The organism is Acetobacter sp. AAB5 (assembly GCF_050106715.1).
Taxonomy (GTDB): Bacteria; Pseudomonadota; Alphaproteobacteria; order Acetobacterales; family Acetobacteraceae; genus Acetobacter; species Acetobacter oryzifermentans.
In genome coordinates this window covers 100,088-121,156 of sequence record NZ_JBNIEW010000004.1, presented here as the reverse complement: position 1 = coordinate 121,156, position 21,069 = coordinate 100,088, and the positions used below count along the sequence as shown (strand labels likewise).

The following is a 21,069-nucleotide window of genomic DNA, read 5'->3' as shown; positions in this document are numbered from 1 at the left end:
TAAATAGTAGAAGAATAAAACGCCTTCCGGTGCACTTGAGGCTTGCTGAAGAGCCCCCAGTACCAACCCATGCCCCAATGAAGGGGCATGGGAAGTGATGCTAAAATCAGCCCGCTTTCTTTTCGGCTACCTGCGCGAACAATGCAGAAATTGCGTTTTGCGCTTCAGTCTGAATAGCCTTGAGGTGTGCCTCGCTCTTGAAGCTTTCAGCATAGATTTTATAGACGTTTTCCGTACCCGATGGACGAGCAGCAAACCAGCCGTCTTGAGCAGAAACCTTCAGTCCACCAATGGCTGCCCCGTTACCCGGCGCATTGGTCAGGGTCGTGATGATCGGCTCTCCCGCCAGTTCGGTCATGCCGATCTGCTCAGGAGACAGATTTTTCAGGATGGCCTTCTCTTCCGGAGTGGCCGGGGCGTCAATCCGCGCGTAATACGGCGTGCCGAGACGTTTTGTCATGTCCTCATATGCAGCCCCGGGGTTACGCTTGGTACGGGCGGTAATCTCGGCTGCCAGTAGGCCAAGGATAATGCCGTCCTTATCTGTACTCCATACCGTACCAGCACGGCGCAGGAAGGACGCGCCCGCGCTTTCTTCCCCACCAAAGCCCAACGTGCCGTGGTACAGACCATCAACGAACCACTTGAACCCGACCGGCACCTCCACCAGCTTGCGGCCGATTTCATTGGCCACGCGATCAATCATGCTGCTGCTAACCACCGTTTTGCCCACGCCTGCATGGGCGCTCCAGTTTTCACGGTTTTTGAACAGGTATTCAATCGCGACGGCAAGATAGTGATTGGGATTCATAAGCCCGTATTTACCCGACACAATGCCATGACGGTCAGCATCAGTATCATTGGCAAAGGCGATGTCGAATTTGTCCTTCATCCCGACCAGGCGCGCCATGGCATAGGGAGAAGAACAGTCCATGCGGATCTTCCCGTCCCAATCAGCAGTCATGAAACGAAAGGTCGGATCTACTTCCTTGCTAACAATCGTAGCATTGATGCCGTATTTATCGATGATCGGCTGCCAGTAATCCACTGCAGCCCCTCCCAGCGGGTCGATGCCTATGGACACGCCGGATTCACGAATAACATCCATGTCCACCACGGCAGCCAAGTCATCCACATACGGGGTGATGTAGTCATGGCGCTTTGTGGTGGGAGCTTTCAGCGCCTCTTCAAGTCCGACACGCTTTACGCCTTCCATGTTCTTGGCCATGTAGTCGTTGGCCGCGTTTTCCACCACCTTGGTAATATCGGTATCCGCCGGACCGCCATGAGGGGGGTTGTACTTATAGCCACCATCTTCCGGCGGGTTATGCGATGGCGTAATGACCACGCCATCAGCCAAATCGCTACTGCGGTCGCGGTTATAAGTCAGGATCGCGTGCGAGATGACGGGCGTGGGAGTATAGCCATCCTGCGCATCAATACGGACTTCCACACCATTCGCCGCAAATACTTCCAGCGCGGATTTTAGCGCTGGCCGCGAGAGCGCATGAGTATCAATGCCGATAAATAGCGGCCCAGTAATGCCTGCGCCCTTGCGGTAGTCAGCTATCGCCTGACTGATCGCCAGAATGTGGTTTTCATTAAAACTGGTGGTCAACGCAGACCCACGGTGCCCCGACGTACCAAACGCAACACGCTGTGTTGCAATAGCGGGATCAGGCTTGCGGGTGTAATAGGCGTCAAGCAAGGCGTCGATATTAACAAGGCGGTCTGGATCGACCGGCTTGCCGGCAAATGGGCTTATGCTGGGCATTAGCTGCTCCCGAAATACAATACGAAAAAGCGTATATTTTCTTACAGGCCGACATCAGCAGCGTCCACCTGCATCCCCAAGCAGGGCGAGCTGACGACACATAGAAATTGCATCATGCCTTCAAAATAGAAACACCAGGTAGGACTTTTAGTGCCTTATATTTCTATGCGGCACAGTTACACAGAATATAGTGTTCCCTACCTTATTCTATAGGTATTCATATTTACTTAATAATTATGTGTATATCTTGCCAAAAGATAAGATATATATTTAGTAAGTTCTATAGCATTTACCTTAACAGAGGTAAAAACCTATAAGTGATTGCTATCTTTGAGATTTTTATTGGATATTTTTACGGGAACTGGTGGAGCCAATCGGGATCGAACCGACGACCTCCTGAATGCCATTCAGGCGCTCTCCCAACTGAGCTATGGCCCCACATCGTTCTTGCACACAGCAGCATCTGCTAAGATGCGGTGTGTGCCCAGCCTCTTACATGGTCTGCCCTTAACAGGCAAGCCCCTATTTTCAGTAAAAAATCACCTTCATCTCTCTTAACACTTCCAGAAGCGGCAGAAGAGGCAACCCCTGAATGGAAAAGGAATCTCCTTCTATATATGCAAAAAGCTGCAACCCTGGCCCTTCCAACCGATATGCGCCCACAGAAGCCAGACATGCAGGGCCTTCCGTTTGCAGATAGGCATCCAGAAAAGCTTCAGAAAACAAACGCATGGTCAAACGAGGCTGGTCAACATGCTGCCATACCACCTGACCATTCCGACAGAGTACAACCGCCGTATGTAAAATATGGGTATGGCCTCTTAACGCCAGAAGTTGCTCACGAGCCTGCGCCAGATCCTTAGGCTTATCATACCATACGGAATCGCAGGACAGCATCTGGTCTGCGCCGATAATAAAAGCATCTGGCTGCTGGACAGAAAGCGCCTTGGCCTCAGCCAACCCAAGAGCCACAGCTTCAGGCTTCCATCCCTCACGTTTGCCTGCAGCTTTAAGGATGTCTTCATTTACATTTCCAACCTGGACATCAAAATCCAGTCCAACATCCTCAAGCATCTTGCGCCTAGAAAAAGAACCACTCGCCAAAAGCAGTTTCGAATCTCTGTTCTGTAATGGAGTCGGCATTAGTACTAAATCCTGCATCAATTCGAGTCCCGTTCAGGTACTCGTAAAAAAATGGCCTGTGAGTACTCACCTGAGTACCGGGGTACATGTGGATTGTACGGAACTCATAACTGCGACGTACCGAGTACCGGGCACAACCCTTTAAAACGATAAACCGGTGAGTTGTACACAGCCCCGTACGGGTACTTTCTGGATAACTTCAAAAAGTCCTTGTTTTCCAATACCCTAAAATCTGTACACAGTGTGGGAAAGCTGGGGTACATTTTTGGAATACCGGGTACCCCACCATTCACAGTACTTTTAAACAACTACAAACCTATTTCTTTCTTTTTTTATAGGAAGAGGGGCGTGGACAGCGTGAACAAAGACGTGGCAGGACATCGAAGCATGATGACAGACGAACATATCCCCTCCGCCAAACGGCTTTTAAGAACACTCAATGGTGAAGCCCTGTGGCCGCCTCCGATGTGGCTGATGCGGCAAGCAGGTCGCTTTCTGCCAGAATTTCGGGCTATGCGTGCCAAAGCAGATTTTCTGACACGCTGCATGACACCAGATATTGCAACAGAACTGACATTGCAGCCGATCAAACGTTTTGGAATGGACGGCGCTATTCTGTTTTCCGATATTCTGATTTTACCATGGGCGATGGGACAATCCCTTGAATTTGTAGAAGGCAAGGGCCCTATACTGGGTGCCATTCGCTCTGAACAGGATCTGGCCAAGTTGGATCCTGCGCGTATTGCCGAGATTACAGCGCCTGTTTTGGAAACTCTGACACGCTTGCGTAAAGAACTGAACGGCCCGGACAAAATTGGTGTTGCACAACCAGGTGCAACCACTTTGCTTGGTTTTACGGGCGCTCCCTTTACGGTTGCCTGTTACATGGTTGAAGGGCATGGATCTCGGGAGTTTGCTGTTACCCGGCAGATGGCTTACGCGGAACCTGTTCTGTTTGATCGGTTAATGGATTTACTTACCCAAACAACAGCCGAATATCTTTGCAAGCAGATTGAAGCAGGTGCTGAAGCTGTCATGCTATTTGATTCATGGGCTGGCCTGTTATCTCCATCAGAATTTCGCAAACACGTTATTGCGCCATCTCGCCAGATTGTTCAGGCTATTAAAGCCCGACATCCTTCTACCCGTATTATCGGGTTCCCGCGTTTAAGTGGTGTATTGGTTGCCGAATATGCACGAGAAACCGGCGTAGATGTTGTGGCGCTGGATACAGGGGCAGATATGGAAATTGTGCGTTCCATGCTGCCAGAGCGCGTTGGAATTCAAGGTAATCTGGACCCGGTTTCTGTATTGGCAGGTGGGGATGCCATGAAGCGTGAGGCACTGGCTATTCGTGAAGCTGGCCGAGGGCGTGCGCATGTTTTCAATTTAGGCCATGGTGTTTTGCCACAAACACCTGTTGAACATGTTGCAGAATTGGTCAACACGATAAGGGAAACAGCCTGATGGCAGAACAACCACTCGTTCTTTCTCCTCAAGGGCATCTCAAGCTTATTATTTTTGATTGCGATGGTGTTCTGGTTGATAGCGAAGAAACATGTTGTCGCATCAGTGCAGAAGAAGCTCGGCGCGTTGGTATGAACGTGCCGGATAATCAAGCAGTAAAAGTATTTTCCGGCATGGCATTGCCGGGAATACAGCACATGATTGAGCAGGAAACTGGCGCAAAGCTGGGGACTGGATGGGCAAGCATGATGCAAAAACGCTTTGTGGTTGCCATGAAAGAAGGTGTTGAACCTGTTGAGGGCGTTTATGATATGCTCAACAGTATTCAAAAAATGGGTATTCCTGTAAGGGTTGCTTCCAATTCATCTCAAGAAGAGATGGATGCAAAGTTTTCCATTACCAATCTTGAGCACTTTTTTGAAAACCGTATTCATTCTGCAAGGGATATGGGAATTCCAAAACCTAAACCTGATGTGTATCTGAAAGCCGCAGAAGAAGAAGGTGTTTCTCCTGCAGAATGTCTTGTGCTGGAAGACAGTGATACAGGTGCACGGGCAGCTGTTGATGCCGGAATGGCCTGTGTGATGCTAAGGCCAGAAGGAAATCCTATTCCAAAATGGAATAATATTTTAAGAATTAACCATCTTTCACAATTTGTACCTTTGGTTCAGAAAGCTTTGCAACAGCAAGGGCGTTGATGATGGTTATAGATGCCCTTTTGCCGTGGTTACGTTGGCTGATAGCTTTCCATATCATGTCTGTTATGGCGTGGATGGCTGGGTTATTTTATCTGCCACGATTATTTGTTTATCATTGTCAGGTTGCTGTCGGATCACAGGAAAGTCTGCGGTTCAAAATTATGGAACGCAGACTTTTGAAAGCAATTATGACACCGGCTATGTGTGCTAGCCTGTTTTTTGGTGTGCTACTTGTGCTGACACCAGGTGGCGTAAATTGGCATGCAGGATGGTGGCATACAAAACTTACGGCTGTATTCTGTATGTTTGCTTTTCATGGGTGTTGTGCGCGTTGGTGTAAAGATTTTTCTTCTGACCACAATAGGCATTCAGAAAAGTTTTATCGTATTGCCAATGAAGTGCCGACTATCTTGATGATGATTATTGTTATTATGGTTGTTGTTCAACCATTTTAGAAAAATCCCCTGTAAATCAGGGGATTTTTATTTTTAGATCATATTTTTAATACGTAAAAGACCAAATGCAGCTAAGCTGACCATGCAGGTAATCTCATTTTGACGTATCATATTTTCTACTTCTGAAAGGAGAAAAGTATGACATGTCATACCTTGTTCGGTATCCTCTAATTGACGCGTACCTTGGGTTAATCCTGTAGCCAAATAGACGTGACCTTTCTGGGTAGAATATCCCGCTCCCTGATAAACAATACCTGCATGTTGTAATGTTTGGGCCCGTAAGCCTGTTTCTTCCCGCAATTCACCTGCGGCAACATCTTCTATTTTGGCATCTGGTTGAGTCTCCCACATGCCCATTGGTAACTCCCACAGCCGTTTTTTAATGGGATAACGGTATTGATTGACCAGAGTTACAGTCGGATGGCCATCTGTAGATGTGCCCAAAGGAAGGATAACAACAAATTCGCCTCTTTCTACAATGCCATAAAGGCCATCTTTACCATTAGGTAAGCGAATGATGTCTTCCCGCACACGGGTCCATGGGTTTTCATAAGCAATGCGGGTGGAAACGGTAATGTAACCTTCATCATCAGGTGAAGACATATTCATGCTGGATTCCTAAGTTTTGCTTTGCATTCGCCTATCATATGCGAGCAAATTGGTACGGATTCTGATTATGCCATACCATTACCATGAAGGAATGTAATGAACGGAAATAATAATATTGAGGGAGCACCAGATACAGCAGGAAAAACACTATGGTCTATTTTTGCCATCGTGGTTTTTACTTTGCTTTGTTACGTAGAAATCGGTTTGCAAATGGCAGTTGTGCCATTGTTTGTAAAAGAACAGTTGGGATTTAGCTCTGCGCTCGCGGGGTTTGCTGTTTCCGTTCAGTATCTGGCCACATTTATATCCCGTATTGGAGCTGGCCGTCGGATAGATACACGTGGCCCTAAAAGGGTTGTCATTGCAGGGCTTTTTCTGGGTGCGCTTTCTGGTTTGTTCATCATGCTTGCGCCTTCCATGATGGCCTGGCCTGTAGGGGCTTTGGCAATTGTTCTGCTGGGCCGTATTTTTTTGGGCATATCTGAAAGCTGGGTGGCGACTGGTGTTATTGTCTGGAACATTCAGAGGGTAGGAGCACCCGGAACCGCCCGCGTTATCTCCTGGAATGGTGTGTGTTCTTATGGCGGCATTGCATTAGGAGCACCTATTGCCATGATGATTTATCAGTCTCATGCTGCATTAGGTGGTTTTTGGGGCATAGGCCTGTGCTGTATGCTGATGCTGCTTTTGGGGGTGCCGTGGGCATGGCATCAGGTAGCAGTTAAACCGCTTTCCCCATCTACGGGTAAGCGCCATTCCTTTATGACAGTTTTTGGTCAGGTTGCTCCATATGGCATGGCTCTGGCTGCGGGTTCTATTGGGTTTGGCGCTATTTCATCTTTGCTGACGTTGTATTTTGCTGATCAGAACTGGAGTGGGGCTGCAACTGCATTATCTATTTTTGGATGTGTTTTTGTTTTGACACGGTTTGGTTTTACAACTCAGATAACAAAACGTGGTGGCACAATTGTTGCATTGGTTTCCTTACTCATAGAAAGTTTGGGCTTATGTGTATTGGCTATGGGGCATTCACCTGTTTGGGCAAATATAGGGGCTGCGTTAACAGGTGCCGGTTTTTCACTTTTGTTTCCTGCTTTGGGGGTAGGGGCTGTAGCCCGCACAAAGCCAGAAAATAAAGGGATTGCTGTAGGCGCATTTTCTGTTTTTCTTGATATCGCTCTTGGCCTATCAGGACCCGTTTTAGGGTTTATTATTCCGTTTTGGGGATATCAGGGATTGTTTTTAACAACAGCACTGATGAGCCTGATGGGTGTGGGAATATGTGCTTTTGTTTATCGTAAGGAAAATGGACAATCCATTTTACCGTAAGAAACAGCTCTCTAAAACTTTAGAAACTCATTTGGAGGAACATAAAGAATGACAATTGATGTGCGTGCAGTCGCCGTGTTCTGTGGTTCCCGCATGGGGGCAAAGCCTGTGTATCAGCAGGCAGCGCAGGAAACGGGCAAAGAATTGGCCAAGGCCGGAATCCGGTTGGTATATGGGGGCGGTGCAAATGGGCTGATGGGTGTTGTGGCCCATGCCGTTATTCAAGCAGGTGGCAGTGTTACGGGTGTTATCCCTGAATTTTTAAAAACCCGTGAAAAAATGAATGAAGAAGTTTCTGAACTGATTGTTACAGATTCCATGCACACCCGTAAGCAGATCATGTTTTCACGTGCCGATGCTTTTTGGGTTTTGCCCGGTGGTTTTGGAACATTTGAAGAGCTTCTGGAAATTCTGACATGGAGGCAGCTTAAACGCCACGATAAGCCCATCGTGCTTATTAACGTAGATGGGTGGGGCGATAAGGTTGTAGCCATGCTTGATGAGGCGGTGAAACAAGGATTTGCCTCAGTAGATGCGAGATCTCTGTTAAGCGTTGTGCCGAATGCTGCCGCTGCTCTGGAATGTTCCCGCGTTACAGAGCATACAGAAGCGTTGGGTATGGATGTGATGTAAAATAAGATGGGCAAGGGTAGGAAGGTTCATTTCTACTCTTGCTTCTCAGGCCAGAGCACTGTATAGGCAGCGTGTAATCGGAGTGTAGCTCAGCCTGGTAGAGCACTGTGTTCGGGACGCAGGGGCCGGAAGTTCGAATCTTCTCACTCCGACCAAGTTTTCCCTTAAAATTGTTATGATGCACTATGTAATGCATATTGCATAAAAAAGCTTCTGCCCGGAATAGATTCCAAGCAGAAGCATTTTCATACATTATATTCGGTTATCAGGCACTTTTAACGGCGTAAGACTGCACATCTGATGCATTTGGATGCTGAAAATTCTGCAATGTGTCTTCCAAGGAAGAGCCAATAAGCAAAGAATCCCAACGATGCATTTCTGTCTTTTTAGCCGCAAGTGCTGCGTGGTTGATTTCTTCCAGCTTAATGGCAGCATAAGAACCTAAGCCAATGCTCGCCAAGAAAGCTGCCAGACCAATCAAACCTGGGCCAGAAAACACGTAATCATTCCAACGTGTTGTTTCAGGCAGCATCTGCCACAAATATACAGAAAAGGGCGTGTTATCTACAAAATCAGACTGGTTTACAGTGAGGCCAGAATGAAAAATAGAAAACTTAAGCCCGCATGCAATAAAAATAAAAGTGGAGCAGATGGCCAGGCTAAGGGCAGCTAGCCATAGGGAAACAAAAGTTGCTTTTTTCCATGCCATGAGTCCGGCCTCCTAATTTGGGGTGTTAGGGGGCAAAGCAGAAGATAATTCTTCTCCGCTTCCTCCAATGAGTAAAATGTATATCAGGGATGCAAAAAACACAACATGAATCTGAGCTTTTATCCTAGCAGATCAGGAGAAAAAGCAGTGGCAAATTGTCTTTTAATGCCCATGTAATAGTTAGAAGAAAGACACATTACGGCATTATGTCGTGCAGCAGTATCCGAAGTTAAGTGCAAAGGGCACCGGTGTTATGTGGACTGCAATATCCAAAAAAATAGGGCTGGCAGCCCTTTTGGTATGCGGGCTTAGCGTTCCTGTATTTTCAGCACATGCTCATCCCGGGCCAGGCGGGGGTGGCTTTGGTGGAGGGGGCGGATTTGGCCATGGTGGATTTGGCGGTCCCGGTGGTGGTGGATTTGGCCACGGTGGCTTCGGCGGTCCTGGTGGTGGCGGATTTGGTCATGGTGGCTTTGGTGGCCCAGGAGGAGGTTTTCCTCGTGGTGGCTTCAGTGGCCCACGTGGAGGTCCAGGTGGGCCCGGTGGTTGGGGTGGCGGCCCGTGGCGTGGCGGTGGCTGGGGAGGACGCCCATGGGGCGGCGGTTGGTACGGCGGCTGGGGTGGTGGCCCGTGGGGCTGGGGTTATCCGTATTATGGTTGGGGCTATGGCGGCCCGTGGGGATACCCTTATTGGGGTGGTGGCTGGGGCTGGGGAGCTCCGTTTATGTTCGGTTCCGTGCTTGGTTTAGCGATAGGAAGTGCGGCTGCATCCGAGTATAATTCGGCCCCACAGCAGAGCATTTATGCCCCACCATCCTACTATTATAATGGTGCTCAGCAGGGGGAGAGTGCACCTTCTTATCCACCCCCCACAAGTTATGGAAATGATACGGATTCATCTTCCGTTGTCAGATGTAGTGCCGGAAAATTTTTCAATACCCGCACAGAAAGCTGTGACAGAAAATAGGAAACAGAAGCTTATTCTGTAATGCTAGAATCCGTATCAGAACAGTTTAGGTGTGGTGTGGAAATTTGGCTCCCTCTAAGCGGAGAAGCCATGCTTTATCATCCACACCACCATCTCCTGAATATCCCCCTAAGCTAGAAGCCCCCACAACGCGGTGGCAGGGAATAAGAATAGGAATGGGGTTTCTTCCGACAGCTTGACCAACTGACTGAGGGCTACCGCCGATTTTTTTGGCGAGTTCTCCATATGTGATTGTCTCGCCTACAGGAATTTCCTGCAATGCTGCCCAAATTTTTTTCTGATAAGCTGTTCCATAAGGATCTAGCGGAAACGGAAAAGCACCTATAGCCTGAGGATCATCAAACCAATTATCCAACCATTCACGCGCTTGGCAGAGCAGAGGGGTTTCGGTTTGATCTCGCCCCCATCCCCAATCCAAAGATATAATTTTTCCCTCTTCCTCAGATAAAGTGATCGGACCTAAAGGGGAGTGCAGCGAGAGTTGGGGCATAAAAAGATAACCTTACTTTTGTTTAAAATCTTTTGGTGTTGTGTCACCGGAGTGTGTTCATCACGAGGGCAAGGGGGAGGCTATCATTTTTTAACCCTACGTTTGCATGAAAAACTGCATTAGAAGCAGCAAGAAGAAGCAGGCATACGATAACGGGAAGGATGGCCGCGTTGGGGTATCAGACTGAAGATACAATCTTTGCGCTTTCAACAGGAATAGAGCGTGCGGCAATTGCAGTTTTGCGTGTGAGTGGCGCAGGAAGCCGTAATATTCTTTTACAGCTTTGTGGCAAGGTGCCAGAAGCGCGTAAGGCTGTTCTTCGCAAAATCTGGAAAAACGCATCTGTTCAGGATGACTTGCTAGATGAGGCACTGGTTCTCTGGTTTCCCGGGCCGCAGAGTTATACAGGGGAAGATGGGTTTGAACTGCATCTGCATGCAGGACCAGCCATTATTCGTGCTGTTTCCGAAGCCTTGGTTCAGTTGGGCGCGCGCCCAGCGGAGCCCGGTGAATTTACAAGACGTGCATTTGTAAATGGTCGTATGGATCTGGTTGAAGCCGAAGGTATTGCTGATCTGGTTGCAGCTGAAACCGATGGGCAGAGAAAATTGGCTTTGGCGCAGGCAGATGGTGCATTAAGCCATTTATATTCAGGCTGGTCCGAGCGGTTAAAAAAGATTCTCGCTTTTCAGGAAGCCCTTATAGATTTTCCAGATGAAGATTTACCGCCTGAAGTGGAAGAAGGCATCAATCAGGAAATTCAGAAACTTCAGTTTGAAATGCAACAGCATATAGCTGATGGAGAACATGGAGAGAGGATACGGCAAGGGGTGGTATTTGCCATTACAGGCCCACCAAATGCAGGCAAAAGCAGTTTGTTAAATTGGCTTACGGGAAGGGATACCGCCATCGTATCTTCCAAGGCTGGGACAACGCGCGATGCCTTGGAGGTGGCCTGTATTCTTGCCGGGATAAAGGTGACATTTGTTGATACCGCAGGCTTGCGAGAAACAGATGATGAAATTGAGGCTGAAGGGGTGCGCCGCGCATTGTTTCACGTGAAACAGGCTGACTGTGTGTTACAAATGTTCCCAGCGAATGAGCTGCCGGATGATGTTTTCTCCGATGCAGTTTTGATAGGAAACAAAGCTGATATCGGAGAAATTCCAGAAGCCATTCAAGGTAAGAATGTTCGTGCTATCAGTTTGAAAACAGGAGAAGGGCTGCCGGAACTCTACACTTTTCTGCAAAGAAAAGTTGAGGAACTAACGGCGGCATCTATATCAGGTGCACCGCTTCTTACGCGTGCACGGCACAAAGCTGGTGTGCAGGAGGCTGTACAGTGCCTCCATGCTGCGTTGCAGCAGGACTGGCCAGAATTGCGCGGCGAAGAGCTACGGTTAGCTATGCGGGCATTGGGACGGTTAACTGGCCATGTTGGTGTAGAAGATCTGCTGGATACGATATTCGGCCAGTTTTGTATTGGAAAGTAAGGTGTGCAGGAAGGGCAAGCAATGAACAAGGCTTACGATGTTATTGTGGTAGGAGGCGGCCATGCTGGATGCGAGGCCGCTGCCGCTGCTGCGCGTTGTGGTGCCAAAACGCTTTTGTTGACGCACCATAAAAATACAGTTGGCGCCATGTCCTGTAACCCTGCTATTGGCGGTATAGGGAAGGGCCATCTGGTGCGTGAAATTGATGCGCTGGATGGTGTTATGGCACGGGCGGCAGATAGGGCCGGTATTCACTTTAAGCTTCTTAATCGTTCCAAGGGGCCTGCTGTGCAGGGGCCACGGGCTCAGGCAGATCGTCTTTTATACCGTCAAGCTGTGCAGGATATTTTGGCGGACACAGCAGGGCTTGATATTGAAGAAGCTGCTGTAACGGATCTGATTTGTGATGGTCAAAATCGCGTTGCTGGTGTTGCCTGTGAAGATGGCCGCCAATGGGCTGCTGGTGCTGTTGTTTTAACAACAGGCACGTTCCTAGATGGAGTTATTCATATTGGGCATAAAAGCCAGCCGGCGGGGCGGATTGGAGAACAACCTTCGGTTGCATTGGCATCGCGGTTAAAAAAACTGGGCCTGCGAATTGCGCGTTTGAAAACCGGAACGCCAGCACGCCTCAAGCGCGATACAATAGATTGGGCATCTCTTGCTGTTGATAGGGGGGATATATCCCCCGAACCATTTAGCCGATTGACGGCATCTATCACAAATCCGCAAATGGTGTGTGGCATAACGACAACAGTTCCAAAAACCCACGATATTATCAGAGAGCATTTGCATCTGTCTGCCGTGTATGGCGGAGCTATTTCAGGCCGTGGGCCGCGATATTGCCCTTCTATTGAAGATAAGGTTGTGCGGTTTTCAGAAAAAACAGGGCATCAGATTTTTCTGGAGCCTGAAGCACTTCCTGATAACGATGGGGGAGATCTGGTTTACCCCAATGGTATTTCAACCAGCCTGCCAGCAGATGTGCAGGATGCCATGATCCACTCCATTCCAGGGTTGGAGAAGGCGGTTATTGCGCAATATGGTTACGCTGTAGAATACGATTACGTTGACCCGCGTGAACTAACGGTTTCTTTGGAACTTAAAAAGTGCCCTAATTTATTCTTGGCGGGCCAGATTAACGGCACCACAGGGTATGAAGAAGCCGGTGCTCAGGGTCTTCTCGCTGGGGTAAATGCGGCAAGAAGGGCAGGGGGGCAGCAGGCTGTCAGCCTTGATCGTGGCAAAGCCTATTTGGGTGTCATGATTGATGATTTAACCACGCAAGGGGTGAGCGAACCTTACCGTATGTTTACATCGCGTGCTGAATATCGTCTGACATTGCGGGCTGATAATGCAGATGTACGTTTAACTCCAATAGGGTTGGATTGGGGGTGTATCGGCGCAGAGAGGCGTGAAGTCTTTGCGAGAGATATGCGCGAGATAGAACAATTGACTCAAAAAGCAGAATCAGAAAGTTGGCCACCACAAGCGCTTGCTCAGGTTGGTATTAAAGTAGCGCAGGATGGCCGCCGCCGAAATCTTCTGGAAGTCATAGGGCAGGCAGTTCCTGAAAATACTATAGAAGCCTTGGCACCTTGGGTGCAGGAGTATTCTGAACGTGCGCGCAGTTATGTAAAGACAGAGGCACGCTATAGCGGCTACCTGGTAAGGCAGAAGCGCGAGATTAAACAGCTTGAGGCAGAAACAGAAATTCGTTTCCCTCAAGATATGGATTTTAGAAAAATAGGCGGTCTGAGTGCAGAAATGCAGGAAAGGTTAGAGCAGGCACGCCCTGAAAGTTTTGGTGCTGCACAACGTATACCGGGCATAACACCTTCTGCCCTTATGGCTGTTCTGGCTTATCTCAAAAAAGGGCAGCACCATGCACAAGTGGCCTGAAGGTGCTCATGTTTCACGTGAAACAGAAGAAAGACTTTCCGCCTTTGTGAGCCTTCTGGAAAAGTGGAACCCTCGTATCAACCTTGTTTCTTCTAGGGATATTGAGAATGTCTGGAGTCGGCATGTTCTGGATAGTCTTCAACTTGTTCCTTTGATACAAGGCCAAAGCCGATTTATTGATATGGGCTCTGGGGGTGGGTTTCCGGCTGTTGTGGTAGGGATTGCCACAGGAATACCTGGGGTTTTGATTGAATCGGACCAAAGGAAGGCTGCTTTTTTGCGTGAAGCCGCGCGGCTTACCCAAACGGATTTGGAAGTTTTGCCATGCAGGCTTGAAAGTGTAAAAGTTCAGCCTGCGCCTGTAGTAACAGCGCGGGCCTTGGCCCCGTTGGTTAAACTTTTGGAGTGGGCGCACCCGCTGTTACAACCAAAAGGAAAAGCTGTTTTTCTTAAGGGGCAACAGGCTGTGCAGGAAATCCAAGAAGCGGAACAGGTTTGGCAAATGGATGTGCAAACATATCCAAGCCAGACAAGTTCTGATGGTATGATTCTGGAAGTGAGAAATTTTAATCGTGTCTAAGGTTAAGAAAAGCGGGAAAGCCTGCCACGTTTTTGCTGTTGCAAACCAGAAAGGGGGCGTAGGCAAAACTACTACCGCCATTAATCTGGCAGCATCTCTGGCGGCCGATGGCGCTAAAGTTGTGCTTCTGGATATGGACCCTCAGGGGAATGCTTCAACGGGTTTGGGCGTTGATTATGATTCCCGCAAAGGTGGCTCTTACGCGCTTCTAATGCATGAAAAAGTCGCGGATGATCTTTTGCAGCCTACCGAGATTGAAAATCTTTCAGTTATCGCAGCCAATACAGAACTGGTTGGTGCTGAGATTGAATTGGTGGATGCTGAGCACCGAGAAACCAGATTACGCACAGCATTGGAACCTCTGCGCGAGACCGTGGATTTTGTGATTATAGATTGCCCTCCAAGCCTTGGGCTGCTGACACTGAATTCTTTTGTGGCGGCAGATGGTGTGCTGGCTCCGCTTCAGTGTGAGTTCTTTGCGTTGGAAGGCTTGGGGCATCTGGTAAAGACCATTGGGCGGGTGCAGAAAAACCTGAACCCAGAACTGAAAATGGCAGGCATTGTGCTGACCATGTATGACAGACGAAATAATCTGTCTGAGCTTGTGGCTGCGGATGCGCGAAGCTTCTTTGGTAAAGATGTGCTGGAAACGGTTATCCCACGTAATATTCGTATTTCAGAAGCCCAGAGCCATGGTCAGCCTGTTATGCTGTATGATTCCAGAGCCAGTGGAACAACCGCTTATCAGGCATTGGCAGCAGAAGTCATGAAGAGGGCATCGGTATCATGAGTGGTCAATCATCACGTAAATCTTCCGCACGTCCTAAACTTGGGCGTGGATTGGCTGCGTTGCTGGGTGATGCTGCTTCTGTAGATGAGCCGGCATCTTCTGCTCATAAATCCGCCAGTAAGGCTGCGCCTACAGCAAGCTCATTACCGATTGAGGTTTTGGCGCCAGGGCCTTTTCAGCCACGTCAGGATATGGAGCCAGAAGCTTTACAGGAGCTGGCTGAATCTATCCGGGAGCGGGGTATTCTCCAGCCTATTCTGGTACGGCCGGACCCTCATAAAACGGGGCATTATCAGATTATTGCGGGGGAACGTCGTTGGCGTGCTGCACAGTTGGCGCAGTGCCATGATGTGCCAGTGCATGTCAGGAATCTCTCAGAAGCAGATGCTATGGCAGCTGCTCTGGTTGAAAATCTCCAGCGAGCAGATCTGAACCCGGTTGAAGAAGCTGAAGGTTTTAGTCGGCTGATGGAAGAATATAGCCTAACCCAGGATGAACTGGCAAAAGCTATAGGCAAATCTCGCCCCCATGTTGCCAATACGCTGCGTTTGTTGCGTTTGCCTGATGTGCTGCGGCAGGAGCTTAAAAAGGGCACCCTTTCTGCTGGGCATGCGCGTGCGTTGCTAGCGCATCCAGACCCCATACAGGCCGCCGCAGAGGTTATTTCTAAAGGGTTATCTGTTCGGCAAACAGAGGCTTTGGTTCAGAAAGCCCTTGAGCAGGCAAAAAATACAAAAGTTGAAACCAAAGAACCTAAAGTGATGAAAGATCCCGAAATTTCTGCCTTAGAGCGGGATTTGGGTACGCGCTTAGGGCTGAAGGTGCACGTTCATTTTGATGGACGCAAAGGGGGCTCTTTGCAAATTCATTACAAAAGCCTGGATCAGCTGGATGCCGTGCTGGCTATGTTAAAAACCTAAATTTTCAGACTTGTCTTAATGATTTAGAGGTGGTAAAAACTGCCTCACTTCAGCAGTTATATGCTGTAAGGGCGCATAGCTCAGTTGGTAGAGCAGCTGACTCTTAATCAGCGGGTCCAAGGTTCGAGCCCTTGTGCGCCCACCAAACTTTCCTAAAATTTTTGGTGGTTTTCAAGTGTAAGGCTGGCAGTGATCCAGCCTTCCGGATTTAATCTGCAGTCATTTGAAACAGATAGTGCCATTGCTGGTTGGGCAGTAAGCTTTTGCCTGTAGCAGCTTGCGCGGTCTTGTTTCTCTATTATCAGAGCTTCCACGTGTTTTTATAGCAAAGGGGAAAGCAAGCAATGGATGTTGCCATTATTCTTGCTGTGCTCGGCTGACACACGGGAACTAAAGTCCATGAACTTTTCTTTTAGCTGATAATCAGTTCTGCCCGAGGCTCATACGCCATAACCAGTCTATCAAGACGGATAAGGCCGGGCGGGAGATTTATCTCAGTTAAAAGAAGGGCCGCATATAATGATAACTGTGCATCATCTGGATAATTCCCGTTCACAACGGGTGCTGTGGCTGCTGGAAGAGCTGGAACTTCCCTACGATATCCAGTTTTACAAACGCGATCCTAAAACCATGATGGCCCCAAAATCCCTGCAAGCCGTTCATCCATTGGGCAAGGCTCCGGTCATAACAGATACGGATGGGAACGTAACGCTGGCAGAAAGCGGAGCGATTATCGAATATGTTATCAATAAATACGGTCGTGGCCGACTGGCTCCAGCGCGTGACACACCCGAATATATCCGCTTCATATACTGGCTGCATTATGCGGAAGGGTCTGCCATGCCACCGCTCTTACTCAAATTGATATTCGGTATGCTGCCCAAACAGGCGCCTTTACCTTTCCGCCCGTTTGCTTTTCTGATTTCAAAAGGAGCGCAGGCACAGTTTATAAATCCGCAGCTCAAATTGCATATGGATTATTGGGAAAACAGCCTGTCCAAAAATGAATGGTTTGCTGGTAATGACTTTACCGCAGCGGATATTCAGATGAGTTTTCCTCTTGAAGCGGCCGCCGCACGTGCTGGAGCAACAGACAATCGGCCTCATGTAGGAGGCTTCTTGCATCGTATTCATAACCGTCCTGCTTATCAGCGCGCCCTACATCGTGGCGGCATATACGCTTATGCTAATAATATCAGCGAGTCTGCGCCCTGATATCGATCATTTATTTAAACGCAACAAAAAGTGTATCTGTCTTATTTATAGGATGAATGTGTTTTACCGCAGGAGGATTTCACGCTCCGCGCCTTATGGAAGCCTCTGGGATTAAGTTGAAAAAGGGAATAATCATCATAACTGAAACTTCTTCAGAATATTCTGATAGGAAGTGCAAATCCTTTTTTACCAAACGTATAGAGAAACATGAGCAGTCCAGATCATAATCAGATGTCCCAAGATCCTTTTTCTCGTGAAGCATCGCGGTTGCGGAAAAGCTTTTTCGAGATGAATCTTTATGAAGGATTTGAACTTCTGATCATGCTGGTTCTTACTGGCCTGATCATGGTTATTACAACCATTGCAACATGGCACCTTACCAAGGAAGTTTGGTATCTGGTGATGTCATCACAAATAGATGCTTCAAACATGCCGGCTTTTCAGGAAGTGTTTGGCAATATTTTTACGGTGATTATTGCTCTGGAGTTTAAAAGTTCGCTGCGTATCAGTTTGTCGCATAGTCGGGATGTTGTGCGTGTACGTACAATTGTGCTCATTGCGCTTCTGGCTGTTTCTCGCAAGTTTATTATTCTGGATCTGCACGAAGTAAGGCCTGCTGAAATGCTGGCGTTTTCTGCTGCTGTTTTGGCCTTGGGCGTTGTTTACTGGTTGATCCGTGAACAGGATATTCGTGTTGCAACTGGTAAGGGAGAGCTCATTGCGCAGGCGCCTGTTCCCCCTGTAAAAACAGATGAGCAATAGCCACATTGTTATAATGTTGTATTTTGCTTTTCAGGAACATTATAACAGTGCAGCAGGGTGAGCTTTTTCCGCAGGAGCAAAGACTTCCTGCGGTGTCAGATGCCTTGTGGGGCCGGCTTGCAAGGTCATCTTTTCGGAGTAGGTTTCACTTAAACTGTCAGGATATGACGTATCTGACAGACAAAGGTTTGCCTGTGGTGGCTGAGCATGGGCGAGACTTTATTGCTCGGCGCCTTGCTCCGGCAAATCCGAAAAAAGATGGCAAGCAGACTCCCTGGAAGGGCCATCCTGTTTTTGTAGCGCAACATGCTACGGGCACGTGTTGTAGATCATGCTTGGAAAAATGGCATGGTTTCGTAAAATACCAGCCTCTTTCTCCAATACAGCAGACCTATGTGCTCGCTGTTATTATGGGGTGGTTGGAACGTGAATTAGAACGTGAAAATAAAAAAGGCAGCCTTTAATCAGGCTGCCTTTTTACAATCAAGCCGTTGTTTTTTTATCCATCAGAAGCGTAGTGACTGCCTGTTTAAAGGGCGTGAACCTGTCTGCCAGACGGATGCACGCTTGCCTAATGGGTTTAAATGGCAACGCATCATGCGTGTAAAGTGAGGCAATGCCGTTCGTGCCAGCAAATAACAAAGCAGTTGCACGCCTATGTTGCCGTTCATACTGCCGCAAGGCACGTGCATTCCCGGCATCAGCCTGAGCGTTAAAGGCTGCGCCAATGCATTGTGCCAGCGTTTCTTGCCCCTTCAACCCCAGGTTGAAACCGTGCGCTGTGATGGGATGCATCCCCACGGCGGCATCTCCAACCAAAGCTAAACGCCGACCTACGAAGCGATGCGCATATACACCCTTAAGTGGATAAGCATGGCGCGTGCTGACAAGGCGCATTTGTCCCAATCTGGCCCCAACACGTTGGGTAATTTCCGCATTGAATTCATCGCGCGGTGTTGCGAGCAGGCGCTGTATTTCGTGTGCAGGAAGCGTAAGAACTAAAGAGGACGCCATACCATTCACTGGCAGCAAGGCTATCGTCTGTCCTTCATCAAACCATTGCAGGGCGATGTTGTGATGAGGCGATTCATGCGCCATGCGGCAAACCAGCATGGATTTGTGGAAATCATGCACAATAGCGCCAATACCTGCGCGCCTGCGCGTAGGAGAAAAGCGACCATCAGCCCCAACGACAAGACGTGCCTTGATCTGTCCGCCTGAATGATGGACGGCGGCATAATCTTGGCCTTGCCTTACTGTTTCTACGCTGGTGTGTGGCTGGAGGTGAATGCGTTCTTTCTCGCTTGCTGCGGCAAAGAGGGCACGCCGAATGTGGTTGTTAGAAACTAGCCAGCCAAGTGCTTCTTCTCCGCGCCCATTTGTATCAAATGTAAGCGGATGGCGAAAACTTCCTGTTTCCACATGCGCTTCCCGTAAGGGGCAGATAACGCTTTGCGGGATATGGTCCCATGCTTCGCATTCTTTAAGAATACGCATAGAATAATGTGTAAGGGCTATTTCCCGCCCATCAAAGGAAGGTTCTTCCCATACAGGGAGCGGAGAACGTTCTAGCACGGTTACAGAAAGGCCGGCTTTTTCCAATGAAAGGGCCGTTGCCAACCCAACCGGACCACCACCAATAACAACGGCGTCTGTTATATGTGTCATGGTGTTTTTCCATCAGCTGCAAAACTTACCGGCTGGCCTTGCCATGTAGCGGTAAATTCAGCCGGGTCTGGGCGCTTGGGTGTGGGGAGCGGTGCATCTGGTGTGCCGATAAACAAAAAACCTGCCAATTTATGGGGGGCAGGAAAGCCGAGTTCTTCCGCAAGAACCGGGTCATTCACAACATCACCAGAAACCCAAACAGCACCAAAGCCTAATGCATGCAGTGCATTCAGGATGTTCATGGCACCTGCGGCTACAGTCATTTCCTGTTCCCATAAAGGAATTTTATGTTCTGGGCGTAGATGCATGCCCAAAACGAGTGTCATGGGAATTGTGGAAAATCTTTTAAGGCGCTTTTCTTTTTTAAATTCGGGTACGTCCGGATCAAGTCGAACCATACTGGTAACAATACGCTCAGCCAGCAGCGGGCGTGCATCATCTTTTACAATAACATAGCGCCATGGACGTAGCTTTCCGTGATCTGGCGCCCGCATAGCGGCAGCTAAAACCTCGGCCATTTGCGCTTCAGATGGTGCCGGAGCCTGAAGATGATCCGTTGATGCACGGGATAAAAGCATGTCCATGGGTGTCATAGGGATATGTCCGTCTGGATAAGAAACAAAAGATCAGGCCGGGAAGGCTGGCAATGCTTTTCCACCAAGAAGATGCATGTGGAAGTGAGGCACTTCCTGCCCACTATGGAGGCCCGCATTCGTAATTAACCTATAGCCGTTTTCTTCCAGTCCAAGATCAAGCGCAATCTGGCCTGCAGCACGCATAACACCTGCAATTTCTTCTGCGGGTGCTGTTTGGCTGAAATCCATAAAGGAAACGTAAGGGTTTTTGGGAATAATCAGAACATGAACAGGTGCCTTGGGCGCGATATCATAAAATGCCAGAACCCATTCGTTCTCAAAAATAGCCTTGCAGGGGATTTCACCGCGAAGGATTTTTGCAAAAACATTTTGCGGGTCATATGGCCCTCTACCTGTTACAGCCATTTCTGATTATTCCTTTACAGATTTTGTTGTTTTGGAACGTGCGGCTTTTTCTGCAATGCCGCTTGTGCCTTCGCGGCGCTGAAGTTCTGCCCAAACCTGATCTGGGGTAATGCCGGCATCTACCCACAAAACAATAAGATGGTAGAGCACATCAGCGCTTTCACCAATCAGCAGATCCTTACGCCCGGCTACGGCTTCAATCAGGCATTCTACAGCCTCTTCCCCAAACTTTTGGGCAATTTTGTAAGTTCCGCGGGAAAGCAGGCGGGCTGAGTGGCTTACGGAAGGATCTGTGCCTTTGCGGCTTTGCACAACATCATAAAGGCGGTTCAGAACGGAAATATCTGCTTCTGAAATTTCTGGAAGAGAAAGAACCTCTTTATTCTTTTTAGATTTTGTGTCTGTTTTTGCTTCTGTTTTAGAAGGTGCTTTTTTTGTCATGA

General features: G+C 48.5%; 23 protein-coding genes and 3 tRNA genes. 16 read left to right on the top strand and 10 right to left on the bottom strand.

Features of this window, described 5'->3' with window-relative positions; genetic code table 11:
- Positions 1–106: 106 nt before the first annotated feature.
- From pgm to ACP7IZ_RS06425, 3 genes are all read right to left on the bottom strand, one after another.
- Entirely contained in the window at positions 107–1,774 is a 1,668-nt protein-coding gene (gene pgm, locus ACP7IZ_RS06435; RefSeq protein WP_426848337.1) for a phosphoglucomutase (alpha-D-glucose-1,6-bisphosphate-dependent), read from the bottom strand.
- Between the two features lie 362 nt (positions 1,775–2,136).
- Positions 2,137–2,212 (bottom strand) — tRNA-Ala (locus ACP7IZ_RS06430).
- A 90-nt stretch (positions 2,213–2,302) separates the two neighbouring features.
- Entirely contained in the window at positions 2,303–2,935 is a 633-nt protein-coding gene (locus ACP7IZ_RS06425) for a Maf family protein (protein WP_426848336.1), read from the bottom strand.
- 369 nt (positions 2,936–3,304) lie between these two features.
- Between ACP7IZ_RS06425 and hemE the strand changes: the two genes are divergently transcribed.
- From hemE to hemJ, 3 genes are read left to right on the top strand one after another with little or no spacing between them, the layout of a single operon-like run.
- Complete coding sequence (hemE, locus tag ACP7IZ_RS06420) at positions 3,305–4,384, top strand: uroporphyrinogen decarboxylase (RefSeq protein ID WP_426848335.1); 1,080 nt, start codon at positions 3,305–3,307, stop codon at positions 4,382–4,384.
- Entirely contained in the window at positions 4,381–5,082 is a 702-nt protein-coding gene (locus tag ACP7IZ_RS06415; RefSeq protein WP_426848395.1) for an HAD family hydrolase, read from the top strand. The genes hemE and ACP7IZ_RS06415 overlap by 4 nt, the downstream gene beginning before the upstream one ends.
- 2 nt (positions 5,083–5,084) lie before the next feature.
- Positions 5,085–5,537 (top strand): protoporphyrinogen oxidase HemJ, encoded by a 453-nt coding sequence (hemJ, locus tag ACP7IZ_RS06410; protein ID WP_426848394.1) that lies wholly within the window; start codon positions 5,085–5,087, stop codon positions 5,535–5,537.
- Between the two features lie 33 nt (positions 5,538–5,570).
- Here the strand turns inward: hemJ and ACP7IZ_RS06405 are convergent, their stop codons facing one another.
- The gene (locus ACP7IZ_RS06405) at positions 5,571–6,146 is read right to left on the bottom strand and encodes an NUDIX domain-containing protein (protein WP_426848334.1); all 576 of its coding nucleotides are present in this window, start codon (positions 6,144–6,146) and stop codon (positions 5,571–5,573) included.
- A gap of 96 nt (positions 6,147–6,242) precedes the next feature.
- Here ACP7IZ_RS06405 and ACP7IZ_RS06400 point away from each other — a divergent pair, with 96 nt between their 5' ends.
- The 3 genes from ACP7IZ_RS06400 to ACP7IZ_RS06390 all read left to right on the top strand — a co-directional run bounded on the left by ACP7IZ_RS06400 (position 6,243) and on the right by ACP7IZ_RS06390 (position 8,263).
- The gene (locus ACP7IZ_RS06400) at positions 6,243–7,475 is read left to right on the top strand and encodes an MFS transporter (RefSeq protein WP_426848333.1); all 1,233 of its coding nucleotides are present in this window, start codon (positions 6,243–6,245) and stop codon (positions 7,473–7,475) included.
- A 48-nt stretch (positions 7,476–7,523) separates the two neighbouring features.
- On the top strand, positions 7,524–8,108 hold the full coding sequence (locus ACP7IZ_RS06395) for a TIGR00730 family Rossman fold protein (RefSeq protein ID WP_426848332.1): 585 nt from the start codon (positions 7,524–7,526) through the stop codon (positions 8,106–8,108).
- 78 nt (positions 8,109–8,186) lie between these two features.
- A tRNA-Pro gene (locus tag ACP7IZ_RS06390) sits at positions 8,187–8,263 on the top strand.
- Between the two features lie 110 nt (positions 8,264–8,373).
- On the opposite strand, the gene ACP7IZ_RS06385 is transcribed toward ACP7IZ_RS06390, so the two are convergent.
- Positions 8,374–8,817: a hypothetical protein gene (locus tag ACP7IZ_RS06385; RefSeq protein ID WP_426848331.1), complete on the bottom strand. Its 444-nt coding sequence runs from the start codon at positions 8,815–8,817 to the stop codon at positions 8,374–8,376.
- Positions 8,818–9,070: 253 nt separating this feature from the next.
- Here ACP7IZ_RS06385 and ACP7IZ_RS06380 point away from each other — a divergent pair, with 253 nt between their 5' ends.
- Positions 9,071–9,784 (top strand): hypothetical protein, encoded by a 714-nt coding sequence (locus tag ACP7IZ_RS06380; RefSeq protein ID WP_426848330.1) that lies wholly within the window; start codon positions 9,071–9,073, stop codon positions 9,782–9,784.
- 46 nt (positions 9,785–9,830) lie between these two features.
- Here ACP7IZ_RS06380 and ACP7IZ_RS06375 read toward each other — a convergent pair whose 3' ends face one another.
- The gene (locus tag ACP7IZ_RS06375; protein ID WP_426848329.1) at positions 9,831–10,295 is read right to left on the bottom strand and encodes a methylated-DNA--[protein]-cysteine S-methyltransferase; all 465 of its coding nucleotides are present in this window, start codon (positions 10,293–10,295) and stop codon (positions 9,831–9,833) included.
- A 161-nt stretch (positions 10,296–10,456) separates the two neighbouring features.
- Between ACP7IZ_RS06375 and mnmE the strand changes: the two genes are divergently transcribed.
- From mnmE to ACP7IZ_RS06330, 9 genes are all read left to right on the top strand, one after another.
- On the top strand, positions 10,457–11,788 hold the full coding sequence (mnmE, locus tag ACP7IZ_RS06370; RefSeq protein WP_426848327.1) for a tRNA uridine-5-carboxymethylaminomethyl(34) synthesis GTPase MnmE: 1,332 nt from the start codon (positions 10,457–10,459) through the stop codon (positions 11,786–11,788).
- A 21-nt stretch (positions 11,789–11,809) separates the two neighbouring features.
- The gene (mnmG, locus tag ACP7IZ_RS06365) at positions 11,810–13,690 is read left to right on the top strand and encodes a tRNA uridine-5-carboxymethylaminomethyl(34) synthesis enzyme MnmG (RefSeq protein WP_426848326.1); all 1,881 of its coding nucleotides are present in this window, start codon (positions 11,810–11,812) and stop codon (positions 13,688–13,690) included.
- Positions 13,674–14,270, top strand: a complete 597-nt coding sequence (gene rsmG, locus ACP7IZ_RS06360) for a 16S rRNA (guanine(527)-N(7))-methyltransferase RsmG (protein WP_426848325.1) — start codon at positions 13,674–13,676, stop codon at positions 14,268–14,270. Before mnmG ends, rsmG begins: the two co-directional genes overlap by 17 nt.
- Positions 14,263–15,060 carry a ParA family protein gene (locus ACP7IZ_RS06355; protein ID WP_006115701.1) on the top strand — a complete coding sequence of 266 codons (798 nt, stop codon included), beginning with the start codon at positions 14,263–14,265 and terminating at the stop codon, positions 15,058–15,060. The genes rsmG and ACP7IZ_RS06355 overlap by 8 nt, the downstream gene beginning before the upstream one ends.
- Positions 15,057–15,980, top strand: a complete 924-nt coding sequence (locus tag ACP7IZ_RS06350) for a ParB/RepB/Spo0J family partition protein (RefSeq protein WP_426848324.1) — start codon at positions 15,057–15,059, stop codon at positions 15,978–15,980. The genes ACP7IZ_RS06355 and ACP7IZ_RS06350 overlap by 4 nt, the downstream gene beginning before the upstream one ends.
- Before the next feature lie 69 nt (positions 15,981–16,049).
- Positions 16,050–16,125: transfer RNA gene (locus ACP7IZ_RS06345), tRNA-Lys, on the top strand.
- A 374-nt stretch (positions 16,126–16,499) separates the two neighbouring features.
- Positions 16,500–17,195, top strand: a complete 696-nt coding sequence (locus ACP7IZ_RS06340; RefSeq protein WP_426848323.1) for a glutathione S-transferase — start codon at positions 16,500–16,502, stop codon at positions 17,193–17,195.
- Positions 17,196–17,402: 207 nt separating this feature from the next.
- On the top strand, positions 17,403–17,957 hold the full coding sequence (locus ACP7IZ_RS06335) for a phosphate-starvation-inducible PsiE family protein (RefSeq protein ID WP_426848322.1): 555 nt from the start codon (positions 17,403–17,405) through the stop codon (positions 17,955–17,957).
- Between the two features lie 47 nt (positions 17,958–18,004).
- Entirely contained in the window at positions 18,005–18,421 is a 417-nt protein-coding gene (locus ACP7IZ_RS06330) for a DUF4186 domain-containing protein (RefSeq protein ID WP_426848321.1), read from the top strand.
- Between the two features lie 19 nt (positions 18,422–18,440).
- On the opposite strand, the gene ubiM is transcribed toward ACP7IZ_RS06330, so the two are convergent.
- Genes ubiM through ACP7IZ_RS06310 form a run of 4 tightly spaced genes read right to left on the bottom strand, consistent with a single transcriptional unit; the run spans position 18,441 to position 21,067 of the window.
- The gene (gene ubiM / locus ACP7IZ_RS06325; RefSeq protein ID WP_426848320.1) at positions 18,441–19,625 is read right to left on the bottom strand and encodes a 5-demethoxyubiquinol-8 5-hydroxylase UbiM; all 1,185 of its coding nucleotides are present in this window, start codon (positions 19,623–19,625) and stop codon (positions 18,441–18,443) included.
- Positions 19,622–20,218 carry a nitroreductase family protein gene (locus tag ACP7IZ_RS06320; RefSeq protein ID WP_426848318.1) on the bottom strand — a complete coding sequence of 199 codons (597 nt, stop codon included), beginning with the start codon at positions 20,216–20,218 and terminating at the stop codon, positions 19,622–19,624. Before ACP7IZ_RS06320 ends, ubiM begins: the two co-directional genes overlap by 4 nt.
- A gap of 33 nt (positions 20,219–20,251) precedes the next feature.
- Positions 20,252–20,626, bottom strand: a complete 375-nt coding sequence (locus ACP7IZ_RS06315) for a histidine triad nucleotide-binding protein (protein WP_426848317.1) — start codon at positions 20,624–20,626, stop codon at positions 20,252–20,254.
- Positions 20,627–20,632: 6 nt separating this feature from the next.
- Complete coding sequence (locus ACP7IZ_RS06310; RefSeq protein ID WP_426848315.1) at positions 20,633–21,067, bottom strand: phosphoribosyl-ATP diphosphatase; 435 nt, start codon at positions 21,065–21,067, stop codon at positions 20,633–20,635.
- Positions 21,068–21,069: the final 2 nt, after the last annotated feature.

Coding starts and splice junctions, on each gene's coding strand:
- hemJ (WP_426848394.1), top strand. CDS start 5,085: ATGGTTATAGATGCCCTTTTGCCGTGGTTACGTTGGCTGATAGCTTTC.
- ACP7IZ_RS06315 (WP_426848317.1), bottom strand. CDS start 20,626: ATGGCTGTAACAGGTAGAGGGCCATATGACCCGCAAAATGTTTTTGCA.
- ubiM (WP_426848320.1), bottom strand. CDS start 19,625: ATGACACATATAACAGACGCCGTTGTTATTGGTGGTGGTCCGGTTGGG.
- ACP7IZ_RS06350 (WP_426848324.1), top strand. CDS start 15,057: ATGAGTGGTCAATCATCACGTAAATCTTCCGCACGTCCTAAACTTGGG.
- rsmG (WP_426848325.1), top strand. CDS start 13,674: ATGCACAAGTGGCCTGAAGGTGCTCATGTTTCACGTGAAACAGAAGAA.
- ACP7IZ_RS06425 (WP_426848336.1), bottom strand. CDS start 2,935: ATGCAGGATTTAGTACTAATGCCGACTCCATTACAGAACAGAGATTCG.
- ACP7IZ_RS06320 (WP_426848318.1), bottom strand. CDS start 20,218: ATGACACCCATGGACATGCTTTTATCCCGTGCATCAACGGATCATCTT.
- mnmE (WP_426848327.1), top strand. CDS start 10,457: ATGGCCGCGTTGGGGTATCAGACTGAAGATACAATCTTTGCGCTTTCA.
- ACP7IZ_RS06405 (WP_426848334.1), bottom strand. CDS start 6,146: ATGAATATGTCTTCACCTGATGATGAAGGTTACATTACCGTTTCCACC.
- mnmG (WP_426848326.1), top strand. CDS start 11,810: ATGAACAAGGCTTACGATGTTATTGTGGTAGGAGGCGGCCATGCTGGA.
- ACP7IZ_RS06380 (WP_426848330.1), top strand. CDS start 9,071: ATGTGGACTGCAATATCCAAAAAAATAGGGCTGGCAGCCCTTTTGGTA.
- ACP7IZ_RS06395 (WP_426848332.1), top strand. CDS start 7,524: ATGACAATTGATGTGCGTGCAGTCGCCGTGTTCTGTGGTTCCCGCATG.
- ACP7IZ_RS06340 (WP_426848323.1), top strand. CDS start 16,500: ATGATAACTGTGCATCATCTGGATAATTCCCGTTCACAACGGGTGCTG.
- ACP7IZ_RS06385 (WP_426848331.1), bottom strand. CDS start 8,817: ATGGCATGGAAAAAAGCAACTTTTGTTTCCCTATGGCTAGCTGCCCTT.
- ACP7IZ_RS06375 (WP_426848329.1), bottom strand. CDS start 10,295: ATGCCCCAACTCTCGCTGCACTCCCCTTTAGGTCCGATCACTTTATCT.
- ACP7IZ_RS06335 (WP_426848322.1), top strand. CDS start 17,403: ATGAGCAGTCCAGATCATAATCAGATGTCCCAAGATCCTTTTTCTCGT.
- ACP7IZ_RS06310 (WP_426848315.1), bottom strand. CDS start 21,067: ATGACAAAAAAAGCACCTTCTAAAACAGAAGCAAAAACAGACACAAAA.
- pgm (WP_426848337.1), bottom strand. CDS start 1,774: ATGCCCAGCATAAGCCCATTTGCCGGCAAGCCGGTCGATCCAGACCGC.
- ACP7IZ_RS06400 (WP_426848333.1), top strand. CDS start 6,243: ATGAACGGAAATAATAATATTGAGGGAGCACCAGATACAGCAGGAAAA.
- hemE (WP_426848335.1), top strand. CDS start 3,305: ATGATGACAGACGAACATATCCCCTCCGCCAAACGGCTTTTAAGAACA.